This window comes from Pseudomonas cichorii (assembly GCF_015471405.1).
GTDB lineage: Bacteria > Pseudomonadota > Gammaproteobacteria > Pseudomonadales > Pseudomonadaceae > Aquipseudomonas > Aquipseudomonas serbiensis.
Window position 1 is genome coordinate 55504 of record NZ_BLVZ01000015.1, and the last position, 15338, is coordinate 70841.

The window sequence follows — 15338 nt, forward strand, 5'->3', positions numbered from 1 at the left end:
CGCCCGCTGGAAACCCCTAGAATCTCCGCTTTTGCTTCAGGAGATTCTCAATGGCACCAAGGCTGTGGGTATTTTTCGGCCTGCTTGGCCTCGGCTACTCCATTGCCCTGTTTTACGGGCAACTGGAGTGGCCCGCGGCCCTGGCTGTCGGCGTTCTGCTTATTGCAGGGCTTTGCGCAAGGCAGTCGGGGAACAGGATTGTCCGCGGGCTTGGGCATGCCACCTTCATTGTCACGGGCATTGCGCTGGCCAGCCATCTGTTGCCCGGTTTCAACAACGCAAAAGTGTTCGACGCGGTTCGCTTCAGCCCTGAAGCCGCGCCCTTCTCCATGTCCCTGAATCTGGACAAACCCCTGATCGGCTTCTGGATACTGCTGTTCTGCCCCTGGATACTGGCGTCAACAGGCGTTGCCCGCTCACTGAAAGTCGCAGCCGGCACGCTGATCGCCACCAGCGTACTGTGCATGACAACGGCAGTAGCCCTCGGGGTAACCGGCTGGTCTGCAAAATGGCCGGAACACGGCACACTCTGGCTATTGAATAATCTGCTGCTGGTGACATTGACCGAAGAGCTGTTTTTCCGCGCTTATCTGCAAGGTGCATTGCAACAATTTTTTAACAAACTATGGTTTGGTAGCACACTTGCCATCAGTATCGCTGCCATACTGTTCGGGCTTGCCCATGCGGGCTCGGGATGGCAATGGATATTGCTCGCGAGCCTGGCTGGGGCAGGTTATGGCATCGCTTATCGGTTCGGTGGCCTGCTGGCCTCGGTGATCACTCACCTGGGGTTGAATCTGGTGCATTTCGGCCTGTTCACCTACCCGATGCTCAATCGATAAGCATTGATGGATGACAATGAATCGCTAATCATTTCGCTTAACAGGCTCAATTTACAGGTAAGTTTGCCGATAACTCTCCGAAGCCTATTGGATCGAAGGACCGAAAGCCATGCGTAACAACCAGCCAATCACTCAACGTGAGCGGACATTTCCTGCTGAACAGCGGTTGATTTCTACCACCGATACCAAAGGCGTGATCACCTACTGCAACGAGATTTTCCAGGAAGTCTCCGGTTTCAGTCATGAAGAGCTGATAAAGGCTCCGCATAATCTGGTTCGTCATCCTGACGTCCCTCCGGCCGTTTTCGAGCACATGTGGACCACTCTGAAACGTGGCCAGCCGTGGATGGGTATCGTCAAGAACCGCTGCAAGAATGGCGATCACTATTGGGTCAACGCCTATGTGACGCCAATGTTCGAGAACAAGCAGGTGGTTGGCTTCGAGTCCGTGCGTGTCAAACCGACCGCCGAACAGATCAAGCGTGCCGAAGCGCTGTATGCACGAATCAATAAAGGCAAGTCGGCCATTCCTGGCCGCGATAAATGGCTGCCGGTGCTGCAGGACTGGCTGCCGTTCATCCTTGTCAGCCAGTTGAGCTTCATGATCGGAGCCTGGCTCAACTCTCACTGGGGCTTCATTCTGGCCGCCGTATTGTCCGTGCCGCTGGGCCTGCTCGGCCTGACCTGGCAGCAGCGCGGTATCAAGCGCCTGCTGCGTCTGGCAGAACAAACCACTTCGGACCCGCTGATCGCGCAGATGTATACCGACAGCCGGGGCCCGCAGGCCCGTCTGGAAATGTCGATCCTCAGCCAGGAAGCACGGCTGAAAACCTGCCTGACCCGCTTGCAGGACACCGCCGAACACTTGAATACCCAGGCACGCAAATCCAACTCGCTGGCCAATGCAAGCTCTTCCGGGCTGGAGCGTCAACGGGTCGAGACAGAACAAGTGGCAACCGCGATCAACCAGATGGCAACCACCACCCAGCAAGTCGCCAGCCATGTGCAGCGGGCAGCCGATGCCAGCCAGCAGGCCAATCAACTGACGCTCCGTGGCCGTGATATTGCCGGGGAAACCCGTGACGCGATTCAACGCTTGTCCACTTCCGTGGGCGAAACCGGCCTGACCGTCACGCAACTGGCCAAGGACAGCGATGAAATCGGTGGCGTGGTCGATGTGATCAAAGGCATTGCCGACCAGACCAACCTGCTGGCACTCAACGCAGCCATCGAAGCGGCACGCGCCGGGGAAATGGGCCGCGGCTTTGCCGTGGTAGCCGATGAGGTGCGTCAGTTGGCACAACGCACGACTGAGTCCACCGGACAGATCCATGGCCTGATCGCCAAACTGCAACAGACTGCCAATAATGCCGTGCAGACCATGAACTCAGGCCATCGTCAGGCCGAGGAAGGTGTTGCGCGGGTACTGGAAGCCGACGAGGCGCTGGTGGGCATCAGCGAAGCGGTCGCCAACATCACGGACATGGCCACTCAGATCGCCACAGCCACCGAACAACAAAGCTCGGTGGCCGAAGAGATCAGCCGCAATATCTCCACCATTGCCGAGCTGGCCGACCAGACGTCCGACGAGGCTCATCGCTCGGCAGTGCTCAGCGCCGAGCTGACCGACACCGCCAATTCGCAATATTCGCTGGTTGAACGCTTCAATCGATAAGCCTGCACGGAAAAAGACAAGCCCCGGTAAATACTGATTTACCGGGGCTTTTTTACGAGATTTGAAACTGTGCGGCCTTATTTCACCTTGCGGGAAAGGTCATCGAGGGAGCGTTTCACATTACTCAACTCACTCTGCTGACTGCTGAGGTCACGCTTGAGGCTGGACAGCTCACTTGAGCTGGAGCTGCTACTTGACCCTGAACTACGCTTCAAGTCATTCACCTGCCCCTCAAGCCTGGCCACGTCGCGCCCCTGCTCATCGACCTTGCTCTTGAGGCTGGACAGTTCACTTGAGCTGGAGCTGTTACTTGACCCGGAACTACGCTTCAAGTCATTCACCTGCCCTTCAAACTTATCGATGCTGCGGCTCTGCTCATCAAGCTTGCGCTTGAGAGTTGAAATTTCACTATCACTGGAACTGCTGCTTGAAGCAGAAGCCTTGCTATTGCGCTTGAGTTCTTCAATGGCCTTGGCCTGTTCCTCGACAACTTTCTTCAAACTTTCCAGTTCACGGGTATTACTGTTCGTGCCTGTCCTTATCTCCTGAATATTGCCAACCGTGAAATCCGAGTTACGCAAGGCAGTTCCTCTACCGAACTCGGTAAAGCTCGTCACGATATTATCGGAACTACTGGCACGGGAAGAATCGAGTTCAACAGCGGCATTGGCGTTTGAAAACGCCAGGCCGCCAATCAATAAAGCAAGGACGCGAACACGGGAAACAGCACGAGGGATTTTGAAGAAACCAGCCATGATCCAAGTTCCATGCGAGATGCCAAAGTGGCACATTGATATGATGCTGTTTTCTTCAAATAGTTCGCTGTCTGCCCAACTATTTTTTCACACTCCCAGCCACGCCCATCAACCAAAACCCTTGAACCTGAGCGCCTGCAGCAGCCTGAGCCTTGCGCCCCCCATAAAAACCACACTCATTCAAGTATTGAACCACGGAGCATAAATTCATTTGAATTTACAGCCATAAAATATTTTAGAAGGACTTTTCTGATAGAGGTGTATGTAGCTTCCATGCGCAGTAAAAAACACGCCAAACCCACAACAATCTTGTAACTGCAACTGAAACCTATTTCAAAAAATTTCAAACATGCATCTTCTTTAAACAACGCATCACGCTCTATTACGCACCATTACCAGCGACCCGCCCGCTCTGAAACTTTATTTGTAACAGCACATCATCAAGCACTCTATTCAGGCATCGACCAGGCCACTCGTTTGACCAGATTCCTGTCTGTATTTTTAATGTCCACACCCCCCAGCGCCTCATCCAGAACATTAAAACTTTCATACAGGCACCCCAATGGACAAACCTACTCAAGACGACATACTGCCGCCAACCGATAAAACAAAAGCCTTGCCGGAACAACCCTGTATATCGTCCAGCCTCAAGGCACCGATAGTGCCGTCCATCAATACGGATGCGATTACCTGCGAACAGATTCATGCCGGTATATCCATTCATATCCCCTACTCGCCACTGATGCAGCGTGAGGACCTCATCGTCTTCTATTGGGGCCTTCACCAATCCTCAACGCCACTGCTTCATCCTTTGGGTAGAAGCACCATCGTGCGAATACTGTGTATTACCTACAACCTCATTCCCTACGCCCAATACGGCCCAGTGGATATCTACTATGAAATACATCGCGCCAACCATTTGATCGGCACTTCGCCCGTCCTGCGCGTAACGGTCAACAAGCATGCGCCGATCACTCCCAGACAACGCCGACGTAAACGCAGCATGAAACGTCGTCATCCGGGCAAATGAAAAAGCCCCCGGTGATCGCTCACCGGGGGCTTGATTGGCAGGGAAACACTCAAAACGCGAGTCGCAACCCTACATTAGCTCCCCAAGGTTGCTCGACATGCTTGCCTTTCATGTAATCGAAGTCAGCATGCAATTGCAGACGCTCTGACAATGAAACAGAAACGCCCGCCCCCAACTCGGCACGCGAACCGAACAGGTTGTTATCGAAGCGCGAGTCGTTGACCTTGACGTCATTGCTGCGGGAAAACTCCTGAGCCACCGCTACACGCAAATAAGGCTGTAATACACCGCCGTCCCTGAGCGCGATGTTGCGCCCCACAGAGCTGCCGACCTTGCCTATAACCGACTGGGTATCACTGTTTTTCGCCTGCAGGCCATTGTCCATTCGGTACTGATCACCCTGGATAACGACACCGGCCAGTTGAGCGAAAGGCTCCAGGAAGTAATCGTCGGCCAGCGCGATATGCCGCCCGAACTCCAGCGATGCCCCCACTCCCTTATTGCTGTAATTACCCTTGGCCTTGCTGGCATCACTCATGGCGATATCCGACTTGTTACGGAAGTTGTTGAACTTGAGTACGCCGTCCAGGTAGTACCCGTCATCCAGCAGCCAGGTGCCATAGGCGCCGACATAGTAGCTGTTGACCTTGCCCGTGGTGCCACGGTTCAGGTCAAGATCGGAGCTGCTGTAGCCACCCATGACACCCAGCAATAACTGGCCATGGCTGACCTCAAGCGGCGCATCCGCACCCAGCGACAACCCCTGGTGCTTGTGCTGATACTCGACGCCATCACTGGTCGTGGCATTGAAACGATTGCCATAAGCACGCATCCACCCGCCTCCCTGGCCGCTGGCACGCACCTCTCCCATACGACTGCGCAAGGTCGACAACTCACTCATCCAGATCACCGGCGCGGCATTGAACAATGCAAGAGCCGCGCTGGTTGAAGGGCTGATGGTCCTGTCATTACCGACGATGAACCAGTCATTGCCCTGCTGCTCCAGCAGATAGGAGTAAGTCCCAAGGTCGATCCGACCGCCGATCAGGCTGAACTGCGCATTGCCACCTTCGGTATGTACGACCTTCAAGGGTTCCATATCAGGCGATACCACCTCGACTCCGGTGTTGTGGACCCGCAACCCGAACTCGCCATTGGCCTGTCCGTTCACTTCGAGCAGATCCCCGACACCGTTATCCAGATCGACTCGCATGGCAAAAAAACCATTCCCGGACAGCTCGCCCAACGACAAGGTATGAAACCCGTCCTCGCCAAAACTCACACCACCGCGGTTCATGCTCAGTGACTCGACCGAGTTGTCACCGACCATTTGCCAGTGGGCACCAGAATCAACAGCCAGGCTATTGCCATTGATGATGTCGCCTGTGAGCTGGGCCTGATTCTGCAAGGTGACGTTCAAGGTGCTGCTGTCATCGGCAATCAAATTGCCGGTAAGGTTGCTGTTGTCGACCTTGAAATTAGCCGTACTGCGGTCAGCGACCTCCAGAAGGTTACCGTTGCCGGAAAGCAGGGTTGAGCCATTCTGGACGGCTATATCGACGATCGCACCAAACTGATCCGACTTGTCGATCCTGATCGCTGCGCCATTGATTCCTTCGATGATCGAATGATCGATCACAGCAGTGCTGGTGACACCGGCATTGCCATTACCAGGGATAAACACCCCTTCAATGATTCTGATGCCATTTCTATCACCGCGAATATGGCTTGATCCCGTAATGACCGCATCGCCTCCTGACACGAGCAGCCCTTCCCCGTACCTGCCATCGGCCGAAACCGCGCCATAGACCCTGGTATTACTCATTTCAAGCCGACTTAGCTGGCTCAAGCCTATGCCATAGCTGAGGCCGGATATATCGCTGTCGTCTATCTTGGCCCAGGTTCCCGGATTGACACCTATCTCTCGGGTTCCGAGTGACATGCCGACACCCTTATCATTTCTGACAATTGCATGATCCAGAGTAATCCGACTGTCAGTGGCATCGACGCCACTATTCACTGTTCCGTAGTTGACCACCAACCTGGAGTTATCAACCAGTACATGATCTGCCACACCACCACTCAGAACATTCAGTAGCCCATTACGGTTTACAGAATAAGAATGAACGGGCGTGGAGGAATCTACCGTTTCCTCTCGACCATCTACCGGAATAGTAGCCATGACCCCATGGCCTGCAACATTCACCCAGACAACCTCGTCATCAGCTATAACTTCCAGCGCAGCCATCGCCCCCAGAAACACAACCGTAGACAAGACCTTTTTCTTTTCTTCCACACTTTTTCTATAAAGCACCTTTCATACTCCCGAATATGGAAGCAGGAGAGTTACTTATCAGACCGCACCTAAAAACCCGGAACACCCAAGCACAAAAGTAGGAGCATTCCCAAATACACAAAACATTTATCCTACAGAATTTCCTACAGCCTCTAGTTCACAACCAGAAAAAACCTTTAACACCGTAAAAATATCTACCACCCCCATTGACGAACACCAAAAAAATCGATTACGTCAGTTCCGCAGCTAGAGAATCCATTGGCCAATATCATCTTTTCAGCTGGCAGACTGTCCCTGATACGAAAACGCCTACAGGGCTTATTTTAAAATTATTTCAAGGAAACAAGCATGCAACATCAACCGCAACTCCCCATCATCATTGCTGACAAAAACGCTCGTGAACAAGATGAGAGCCTGAAAGCTCCGGATGTAGCCGTCGCTTTTCATGACGAAGATACGCCCGGGCTTTTACCAATATCCGAATTGACTAAACCGGTTATTGTAGACCTGGAAGTATGGGCAGGCGCTCAGCCAGGTTATACCTACGCACTCTATTGGGATGGCGAACCAACAGGTCCAGTGAAATCGATTCTTGATACTCAGCGACCAGGGGATCCGCTGACGCTGGAAATCCCTGTTGACCTCCTGACCGAAGGAACGCATACACTGCAATATCAAACATTTAACCCAGAGAGTCAGGTCAGTAACGAATCCAATATATTCAATCTGGTGATTGACCTGACCGCTCCCGGAAAACCGGAGCTCAGCGCCATCCTGTTTCCCCCGGAAGTACAGAATGGATTGACCGCGGCCGAACTTGCGCAACTGGGCGGGAAGCTGGACGTTCAGATTGCCGGCTACACCGGCATGGCAAAGCATGATGTGGTCCAGACTTACTGGGGCACGACTATTGGCCCGCAAGCCACCGTCACTGAAGATGACATGGGCCTGGACAGGGTCGCGATTACCTTTACCCGTGCCTTTCTGGAAAGCCTGGGAGAAACGGAACAACTGGTCAAATACAAGGTTTTCGACCGGGCAGGCAACGCGTCCATCGACTCAAATCCTGTGCCCATAACCCTAAAGCTGCAGGATATTCCGGCCAACTTCCCGGCTCCGATCATCGACCCCGGAGTAGGAACCCTGATCGATTATGCAGAAGCACAGGCAGGCGTTCAGGTGGATATTCCCAAGTATCCGGGTGCCAGCCCTTTTGACATGATCAGGTTGTTCTGGGGGCAGAATAATCCACTGGTTCCGGTCGCTCTTCCACCGGGTAACGAAAACGAAGACATTGTGCTTTCGTTACGTATTCCCTACGAGACACTCAATCAAAACCCTGTGGGTTCTGTGCAAGTCTTCTACGAAGTTACACGTCAACTGGACCTGGCAGGTACTTCCCTGAGCAGTACCATCGATGTTTTCCTGACGCTGCCGATTCCAACACCGCTGGAAACCTTTATCGTCCAGGGCACCAGCGTGGAAAGCCCCAACACCACGGACAACTTCATTGACGAAGAAGACTATGAACTCAATGCGCTGGGGGTCGTGAAGTGGAATACCGGCTTTGCCATCAGCGATAACCTGAATCTGTTCTGGGGAGATCAACAAAAGCTCCAATGGTATCAAATCAGGGCAACGGATATCGCTGCTGCCCGGGACCTTCTTGTTCCGATCGATAATGCAATCATGAGGGCACAAGGAACCGGTGCGGAAATTCCTGTGCATTACACGGTGACACGTGCCGGGAATCCCAACCCTGTAAAGTGCCCGGTGCAACTTGTGACGGTCAGGTCCAAGGAGGAACTTCCGGGTGGCTCTGAAGGTCTTGATGGCCCGCCCTTCAAACTTAATGACGTGGGTTTCATTGCCCCGATTCTCAACCCCAATGGGGCAGACCTGCACATTGCGCCTTATATCAATATCGACGAAGGCCAGACACTGTTCTTGACCTTCAAGGGTTTCGATAAAAACAATAATCCGATTGATGCTTCCAACTATACCGCCGACCGGACACTGGATAAAAACGATGTAACAAACGGTTATACCTTTACGGTTCCCGACCGCAACCTTCGTACTCTCTGCACGGGTTTTGCAGAAGCCAGTTTCCGCGTTGAACCGCCAGCAGGCAGTAATCAGAGTGCTGTTACTTCAAAAGTTACACGTGCGCCGGTGAACATGCTCGATTCGGTTCAACCGACCTGCCCGATTCCTCCTTTCCAATAAAGATAGTGAGCGATCCGCACGCTATAAAAATAAGGAATATAAGTATGAATACGTCTATATCTCCTCGTCGAGAAGGAGAACTTGAAGCACCGGAAATTCCTGCCGCACTCGAAAACGGAGTGTTGCCCATCGAATTTCTCGACAGGCCCGTCACTGTAAAGCTCAAGGTTTGGGAAGGTGCTCAGCCCCACTATACCTACCAACTGTTATGGGATGGCATGACAGCCGGTCCCAAGAAACCGATTCTGGACAGTCATCTGCCCGGCGATGAATTGACACTCGAGATTCCCATTGCCCTGTTGACCGAAGGTGTTCACAAGGTTGCCTATGAGACGGCAAACCCGGAAAGCCAGGTCATGAACACGTCAAAAGCAACGCGCCTCGAAATCGACCGCACCGCTCCCGGCAACCCGCACCTCGGCCCGATCCTCTTCCCGGCCTTCGTTGACGACGGGCTGACTTCCGATGAGCTGGAAAGCGTGCATAACGTGCTCAGGGGAAGCATTGCCAGTTACAACGGCATGAAGGAAGGCGATGTCATTCGCACTTACTGGAATCAGATTCCCGGCCCTATCACCATGGTCAACAAGGACGATATGGGATTGCAGCGGGTGAATGTGGATTTCGTCAGATCGTTCCTGGAGACCATTGGTGACATCAAGGCGCCCGTCTACTACACCGTGACCGATCAGGCGGGCAATGTGTCCATGAACTCGGAGGAGAAGCTCGTCACGCTGCAGCTATCCGTACAATCACCACTCCCCATCCCGACGGTAAAAGAAGCCAAAGGCGATACCCTCGATCCGGCCAATACGGTCAATGGTGCCACCGTACAGATCGGCACCACTGCCAACCTTGCCGCGGGTGAGCGGGTCACAGTGCAGTGGCAAGGCCCCAAGGGCAGCGATACCCGGGAAAAAATCATCACAGCCGCCGACGTGGGCAAGATCCAGGAGCTTGTGTTCACGGCAGCACTGGTCAACGCCAACGCAGGTCAGACAGTCAACGTGTTTTATACCGTCAGCCGCCTCAACGGGACGGTGCAACAGTCTGAAACCCTGGCCCTGAAGGTTCTTGATACGCACATAGAACTGCCTGCTCCCACCATGGACACTGTCGGCGCCGATGGCGTGGTGATTCCCTCAAGAATCCCGGAATCCGGTGCAACCGTTCGTGTGTCCTACACAGGCATGAGCACTGGCGATAGCGTAGTGGTCAACTGGCGAGGCGCAACGGCTTACGACACGCCGTCACAGGTGGTGGGAGGCAATACCGAGCTGCAATTCACCATCGCCAAATCCCTGATCGTGGCCAGCAGCGCAGCGACCGTCACTTACACCGTCACTCGCGCAGGCACCGCAGCCTTGTCTTCGACACTGTGGCTGAAGATCAGCAAGGAGCTGGAGTTCGACACCTCACCCGTCACCCTGAAGGGCAAGGTCTATCTGTTGCCGGGCTATCCCGACCTTCTGCCAGCCATGCCGTCGGACACAACCGTCCAACGCACAGCCAGCGGTGGCCAGGCACCTTACTTCTATCGTTCAAGCGACCCGTTGGTGGCCAAGGTAGACGGCAATGGCCTGACCTCTGCACGTGGCAAAGGCACGGCAACCATTTCGGTCACGGACAGTCTTGGAGCCATAAAGAGCTATCAGGTTACCGTTACCGGCGTCGTTCACTGCCTGGGGGTTGGTGCGGGCTCCTTCACAAAGATGGCAACGGCCGCCGAGGCGCAAGGCGCGCGCATTCCGTCCATCTATGAGCTCAATGAAATCCACACGGCCTATGGCAGAAGCTGGCCGATGGGCAATGGCAATTACTGGTCCGGCACGGTAGCAGCCTCCAACCTTATGGGCTGGAAATGGTACTACGTGAAAAATCTGGTCACAGGCGCAGACTTCAAATTGCTGCATCACAATGCCAGTCTTGGCGTCGCTATCCGCTAGTAGCCGACTGCGGCCTGGCTGAAATATCCCGGGGCGTTACGTTACCTGAAAGGCGTAACGCCCTCTTTCCATCTATGCGCGTCACGTTCCAAGAGCCAGACCATGCGCCACCCTGTCATTCCCCCCAAACGCTTCGTGCGCCCTCCCTCTTGCGAAGGCAGTTTCAAGGTCAGCGTCAACAAGCAACCGCTACTGGTTTCCTCCCTGCTGGGCAGGTTGACGTTGCGCCCGGAGCTTTCACAGGCGCCCAGTCACTGGATCTGGAAAATAATCGCCGACGGCAAGGTCGGCCATAAACGGACCAGCATCGGTCTGTTTTTCGATAAGGACCTGGAACCCGGCACTTACGACCTGCCGGGTAATGAGCGCATCAAGGTGGTCTACAACGAAAGCCCGCATTGGCAGAGCGTCATTTATCACTCTGCGCATTTTCAGGCCGGTGCTTTCACGCTGATCGAGGCCGACCCTCAGAGTCAGCGTTTGCAAGGGGTGTTCAGCTTCAGTATCTCGGCGGTTGATTTCGAGGTCACGGACGGCTCTTTCGACGTGTATTGCAAGTGATCAGGCCAGCAGGAACTCTGCAATCCGCTGCGCAGACTCAACCAGACACTGCTCATGACTCAGGCCCGACACCTTGAGGGGCTTGAGATCATGATTGGCGGTCGGTAACCAGTGCAACCCGATTGAAGTGGATAGCTCATATCCCTGCACCGTTTCACGATCACCCAATGCATCCCGCTCACCTTGAATGATCAAGGTCGGGGTCTGCAGATCGGCCAGATGCGCCACGCGAGGCTTCTCGGGTTTGCCCACGGCATAGAACGGATAGCCCAGACACACCAGCGCATCGACCTTCAGTTCATCGGCAAGCAGGCTGGCCATTCTTCCCCCCATGGACTTGCCTCCGATGGCCAGACGTCCAGCGACATGAGGTCGCACACGCTCATGCACCTGACGCCAGCAATCGAGTAGCTGCCCCTGAGGATTGGGAGGACGTTTACCCCCCGTAAGACGCCGCTGAGCCATGTAGGGAAACTCGAAGCGCATGACGTTGACGCCCTGTGCAGCAAGGTGTGCAGCCATGTCGTTCATGAAATCGCTGTCCATGGGCGCACCAGCCCCATGGGCCAGAATCAGCGTTGCCTTGCCATCCCCTGCTCCCGGCTGCGCCGCCGTCCAGATCCAGCCGTTGTCCTGCGCCAGTTGTACGCATTGATCCCTGTCAATGCAGGCACCTTGCCCATTGCCCATGCTTGCCTCGCTTCTGATGAGTCTGCCAATAACCCGGAGCTATAACCGTGCGTAATGGCCCCGACCAAGCTGGATGGGATACACACCTAAATGAACACAACTAACAGTACCGCCTATAACTATCAGGTGGTTCGCCAGTTCGCCATTATGACGGTGATCTGGGGAATTGTCGGGATGGGCCTCGGCGTTTTTCTGGCCGCCCAACTGGTTTGGCCTGAGCTCAACTTCAACTTGCCGTGGACAAGCTTTGGTCGCTTGCGTCCACTTCATACCAACGCAGTCATTTTCGCCTTTGGTGGCTGCGCGCTGTTCGCCAGCTCCTACTATTCTGTGCAACGCACCTGCCAGACCCGACTGTTTCTGCCAAAGCTGGCTGCTTTCACCTTCTGGGGCTGGCAACTGGTAATCGTACTGGCTGCCATAAGCCTGCCCCTGGGCTTTACCACTTCAAAAGAATACGCCGAGCTGGAATGGCCGATCGACATCCTGATCGCCGTGGTCTGGGTCGCCTATGCAATCGTGTTCTTCGGCACCGTGGCCAAGCGCACCACCAAACACATCTACGTCGGCAACTGGTTCTTCGGCGGATTCATCCTGACCGTAGCGCTGCTGCACATCGTCAACAACCTGGAAATTCCGGTCAGCCTGACCAAGTCCTACTCGCTGTACGCCGGTGCAACCGATGCGATGGTGCAGTGGTGGTACGGGCACAACGCGGTAGGTTTTTTCCTGACGGCGGGCTTTCTGGGGATGATGTATTACTTCGTGCCCAAGCAGGCCGAACGTCCGGTCTATTCCTATCGCCTGTCCATCGTGCATTTCTGGGCGCTGATCACCCTGTACATCTGGGCCGGTCCGCACCACTTGCATTACACCGCCCTGCCAGACTGGGCGCAGTCGCTGGGTATGGTGATGTCGCTGATTCTTCTGGCTCCAAGCTGGGGCGGCATGATCAACGGCATGATGACCCTGTCGGGCGCCTGGCATAAGTTGCGCAGCGACCCGATCCTGCGTTTTCTGGTGGTGTCCCTGGCGTTCTACGGCATGTCGACCTTTGAAGGTCCGATGATGGCCATCAAGACTGTGAACGCCCTCTCCCACTACACCGACTGGACCATCGGCCACGTCCATGCTGGCGCTCTGGGCTGGGTGGCGATGATCTCCATTGGCGCGCTGTACCACATGATTCCCAAGGTATTCGGTCGCCAACAGATGCACAGCATGGGCCTGATCAACGCCCACTTCTGGCTCGCCACCATCGGCACCGTGCTCTACATCGCCTCGATGTGGGTCAACGGCATCACTCAAGGCCTGATGTGGCGCGCCGTGAACGAGGACGGCACCCTCACCTACTCCTTCGTCGAAGCCCTGCAAGCCAGTCACCCGGGCTTCATCGTCCGGCTGGCCGGAGGCGCCATCTTCTTCGTCGGCATGTTGCTGATGGCCTACAACACCTGGCGCACCGTGCGGGCCTCCAGCCCGGCCGAAGCCACCGCTGCCGCGCAGATGGCCTGAGGATCTGACCATGAAACATGAAGTGATCGAAAAGAACGTCACCCTGCTGATGATCCTGATGGTACTGGCCGTCAGCATCGGTGGCCTGACCCAGATCGTACCGCTGTTTTTCCAGGACGTGACCAACAAACCGGTAGAGGGCATGAAGCCCTACACAGCGCTGCAACTCGAAGGTCGCGACATCTATATCCGCGAAGGCTGCGTAGGTTGCCACTCACAGATGATCCGTCCGTTCCGGGCCGAAACCGAGCGTTATGGTCACTATTCGGTGGCGGGCGAAAGCGTCTGGGATCATCCGTTCCTGTGGGGCTCCAAGCGTACCGGTCCGGACCTGGCACGGGTTGGCGCACGCTACTCGGATGACTGGCACCGCGCCCACTTGTACAACCCGCGCAACGTCGTGCCGGAATCGAAAATGCCTGCTTACCCGTGGCTGGTCACCCAACAAGTGGACAGCAGCCATACCGAAGCCAAGATCCGCGCCATGCGCACTCTGGGCGTGCCTTACACCGATGCAGATATCTCCGGCGCAGTCGCCAGCCTCAAGGGCAAGACCGAGATGGATGCACTGGTGGCCTACCTGCAAGTGCTCGGCACTTCCATCAAGAGCAAGAGGTGAGCCATGGACATCCAAGACTTGCGCGGCCTCGGCACGTTGGTAGTGGCGATCGCCTTCATCGGGATGTCCCTGTGGGTATCCAGCAGCAAACGCAACCCGGATTTCGCCGAGGCTCGCATGGCGCCCTTTGCCGACGAACCTCATCCATTGAGCACTGACGCGAAACCTGAAACGGAACAACCTGTCGTGCGGAGTAATCAGCCATGACCACCTTCTGGAGCACCTATATCTGCGTGCTGACCCTCGGCAGCCTGATCGGGCTGACCTGGCTGTTGATCGGCACACGCAAAGGCGAAACCAAGGGCAGTACCGACCAGACCATGGGCCACAGCTTCGACGGCATCGAGGAGTATGACAATCCGTTGCCGCAATGGTGGTTCATGCTGTTCGCCGGCACTCTGGTGTTCGCGGTTGGCTACCTGATCCTCTACCCCGGCCTGGGCAACTGGAAAGGCATCCTGCCCGGTTACGAAAACGGCTGGACCGGCGCCCATGAGTGGGAAAAGGAAATGGACCGGGCCGATGCCAGATTCGGTCCCATCTTTGCCAGATTCGCCGCCATGCCGCTGGAGGAAGTCGCCAAGGACCCACAGGCGCTGAAAATGGGCGGACGCCTGTTCGCCTCCAACTGCTCGGTTTGCCACGGCTCGGATGCCAAGGGCGCCTATGGCTTCCCTAACCTGACCGACACCAACTGGCGTTGGGGCGGCAGTGCCGACACCATCAAGAACAGCATCATGATGGGTCGAGTCGCCGCCATGCCTGCGTGGGGGCCGGTAATCGGTGAAGAAGGCGTCAAGAACGTCGCCGCTTATGTTCGCCACTCTCTGGCCGGCCTGCCGCTGCCTGCCGATGACACCGCCAATCTGTCCGCCGGACAGCAAGTATTCAGCTCGACTTGCGTAGCTTGTCATGGTGCTACAGGTAAAGGTGTCGAAGCGATGGGCGCCCCAAACCTGACACAACCGGGCGGTTTCATCTACGGCACCAGCCTTGCGCAACTGCAACAGACCATTCGTCTTGGTCGCCAGGGTCATATGCCTGCTCAGGCCGATTTGCTGGGCAATGACAAGGTGCAATTGCTGGCCGCCTATGTGTACAGCCTTTCTCAGAGTCCTGATCAACTCGAGCGCAGGGAAAAGCAGTCACAGTAACGATTCAGCCCGCTGCAACAAAGAATTGC

The 15338-nt window shown here is 55.4% G+C and carries 13 protein-coding genes; 10 read left to right on the top strand and 3 right to left on the bottom strand.

What is annotated here, in order from left to right; genetic code table 11:
• The first annotated feature begins 50 nt into the window (after positions 1-50).
• Positions 51-842 (top strand): CPBP family intramembrane glutamic endopeptidase, encoded by a 792-nt coding sequence (locus JL015_RS21945; RefSeq protein WP_201019938.1) that lies wholly within the window; start codon positions 51-53, stop codon positions 840-842.
• 109 nt (positions 843-951) lie between these two features.
• A complete protein-coding gene (locus JL015_RS21950) occupies positions 952-2517 on the top strand; it encodes a methyl-accepting chemotaxis protein (protein WP_201006194.1) in 1566 nt (521 codons plus the stop codon).
• Positions 2518-2594: 77 nt separating this feature from the next.
• Here the strand turns inward: JL015_RS21950 and JL015_RS21955 are convergent, their stop codons facing one another.
• Entirely contained in the window at positions 2595-3272 is a 678-nt protein-coding gene (locus JL015_RS21955) for a hypothetical protein (RefSeq protein WP_201019939.1), read from the bottom strand.
• Positions 3273-3834: 562 nt separating this feature from the next.
• Between JL015_RS21955 and JL015_RS21960 the strand changes: the two genes are divergently transcribed.
• Positions 3835-4302: a hypothetical protein gene (locus JL015_RS21960; RefSeq protein WP_236250254.1), complete on the top strand. Its 468-nt coding sequence runs from the start codon at positions 3835-3837 to the stop codon at positions 4300-4302.
• A 49-nt stretch (positions 4303-4351) separates the two neighbouring features.
• On the opposite strand, the gene JL015_RS21965 is transcribed toward JL015_RS21960, so the two are convergent.
• Complete coding sequence (locus JL015_RS21965) at positions 4352-6244, bottom strand: autotransporter outer membrane beta-barrel domain-containing protein (RefSeq protein WP_236250255.1); 1893 nt, start codon at positions 6242-6244, stop codon at positions 4352-4354.
• 702 nt (positions 6245-6946) lie between these two features.
• On the opposite strand from JL015_RS21965, the gene JL015_RS21970 reads away from it, so the two are divergent.
• The 3 genes from JL015_RS21970 (at position 6947) to JL015_RS21980 (ending at position 11331) form a co-directional block, all read left to right on the top strand.
• Positions 6947-8824 carry a hypothetical protein gene (locus JL015_RS21970; RefSeq protein WP_236250256.1) on the top strand — a complete coding sequence of 626 codons (1878 nt, stop codon included), beginning with the start codon at positions 6947-6949 and terminating at the stop codon, positions 8822-8824.
• A gap of 44 nt (positions 8825-8868) precedes the next feature.
• Positions 8869-10770: a hypothetical protein gene (locus tag JL015_RS21975; RefSeq protein ID WP_236250257.1), complete on the top strand. Its 1902-nt coding sequence runs from the start codon at positions 8869-8871 to the stop codon at positions 10768-10770.
• A gap of 102 nt (positions 10771-10872) precedes the next feature.
• A complete protein-coding gene (locus JL015_RS21980) occupies positions 10873-11331 on the top strand; it encodes a hypothetical protein (protein ID WP_201019941.1) in 459 nt (152 codons plus the stop codon).
• Here JL015_RS21980 and JL015_RS21985 read toward each other — a convergent pair whose 3' ends face one another.
• Positions 11332-12021, bottom strand: a complete 690-nt coding sequence (locus JL015_RS21985) for an alpha/beta family hydrolase (RefSeq protein ID WP_201019942.1) — start codon at positions 12019-12021, stop codon at positions 11332-11334.
• A 90-nt stretch (positions 12022-12111) separates the two neighbouring features.
• Here JL015_RS21985 and ccoN point away from each other — a divergent pair, with 90 nt between their 5' ends.
• Genes ccoN through ccoP form a run of 4 tightly spaced genes read left to right on the top strand, consistent with a single transcriptional unit; the run spans position 12112 to position 15309 of the window.
• Positions 12112-13536, top strand: a complete 1425-nt coding sequence (gene ccoN / locus JL015_RS21990; protein WP_201019943.1) for a cytochrome-c oxidase, cbb3-type subunit I — start codon at positions 12112-12114, stop codon at positions 13534-13536.
• A 10-nt stretch (positions 13537-13546) separates the two neighbouring features.
• On the top strand, positions 13547-14155 hold the full coding sequence (gene ccoO / locus JL015_RS21995) for a cytochrome-c oxidase, cbb3-type subunit II (protein ID WP_025259327.1): 609 nt from the start codon (positions 13547-13549) through the stop codon (positions 14153-14155).
• Between the two features lie 3 nt (positions 14156-14158).
• A complete protein-coding gene (locus tag JL015_RS22000) occupies positions 14159-14362 on the top strand; it encodes a cbb3-type cytochrome oxidase subunit 3 (protein ID WP_201006186.1) in 204 nt (67 codons plus the stop codon).
• On the top strand, positions 14359-15309 hold the full coding sequence (gene ccoP, locus JL015_RS22005) for a cytochrome-c oxidase, cbb3-type subunit III (protein WP_201019944.1): 951 nt from the start codon (positions 14359-14361) through the stop codon (positions 15307-15309). Before JL015_RS22000 ends, ccoP begins: the two co-directional genes overlap by 4 nt.
• Positions 15310-15338: the final 29 nt, after the last annotated feature.

Excerpts from the sequence above, each read along its gene's own strand:
- JL015_RS21975 (WP_236250257.1), top strand. The coding sequence starts at position 8,869 with ATGAATACGTCTATATCTCCTCGTCGAGAAGGAGAACTTGAAGCACCG.
- JL015_RS21970 (WP_236250256.1), top strand. The coding sequence starts at position 6,947 with ATGCAACATCAACCGCAACTCCCCATCATCATTGCTGACAAAAACGCT.
- JL015_RS22000 (WP_201006186.1), top strand. The coding sequence starts at position 14,159 with ATGGACATCCAAGACTTGCGCGGCCTCGGCACGTTGGTAGTGGCGATC.
- JL015_RS21985 (WP_201019942.1), bottom strand. The coding sequence starts at position 12,021 with ATGGGCAATGGGCAAGGTGCCTGCATTGACAGGGATCAATGCGTACAA.
- ccoN (WP_201019943.1), top strand. The coding sequence starts at position 12,112 with ATGAACACAACTAACAGTACCGCCTATAACTATCAGGTGGTTCGCCAG.
- JL015_RS21980 (WP_201019941.1), top strand. The coding sequence starts at position 10,873 with ATGCGCCACCCTGTCATTCCCCCCAAACGCTTCGTGCGCCCTCCCTCT.
- JL015_RS21965 (WP_236250255.1), bottom strand. The coding sequence starts at position 6,244 with ATGTCACTCGGAACCCGAGAGATAGGTGTCAATCCGGGAACCTGGGCC.
- JL015_RS21945 (WP_201019938.1), top strand. The coding sequence starts at position 51 with ATGGCACCAAGGCTGTGGGTATTTTTCGGCCTGCTTGGCCTCGGCTAC.
- JL015_RS21960 (WP_236250254.1), top strand. The coding sequence starts at position 3,835 with ATGGACAAACCTACTCAAGACGACATACTGCCGCCAACCGATAAAACA.
- ccoO (WP_025259327.1), top strand. The coding sequence starts at position 13,547 with ATGAAACATGAAGTGATCGAAAAGAACGTCACCCTGCTGATGATCCTG.
- JL015_RS21955 (WP_201019939.1), bottom strand. The coding sequence starts at position 3,272 with ATGGCTGGTTTCTTCAAAATCCCTCGTGCTGTTTCCCGTGTTCGCGTC.
- ccoP (WP_201019944.1), top strand. The coding sequence starts at position 14,359 with ATGACCACCTTCTGGAGCACCTATATCTGCGTGCTGACCCTCGGCAGC.
- JL015_RS21950 (WP_201006194.1), top strand. The coding sequence starts at position 952 with ATGCGTAACAACCAGCCAATCACTCAACGTGAGCGGACATTTCCTGCT.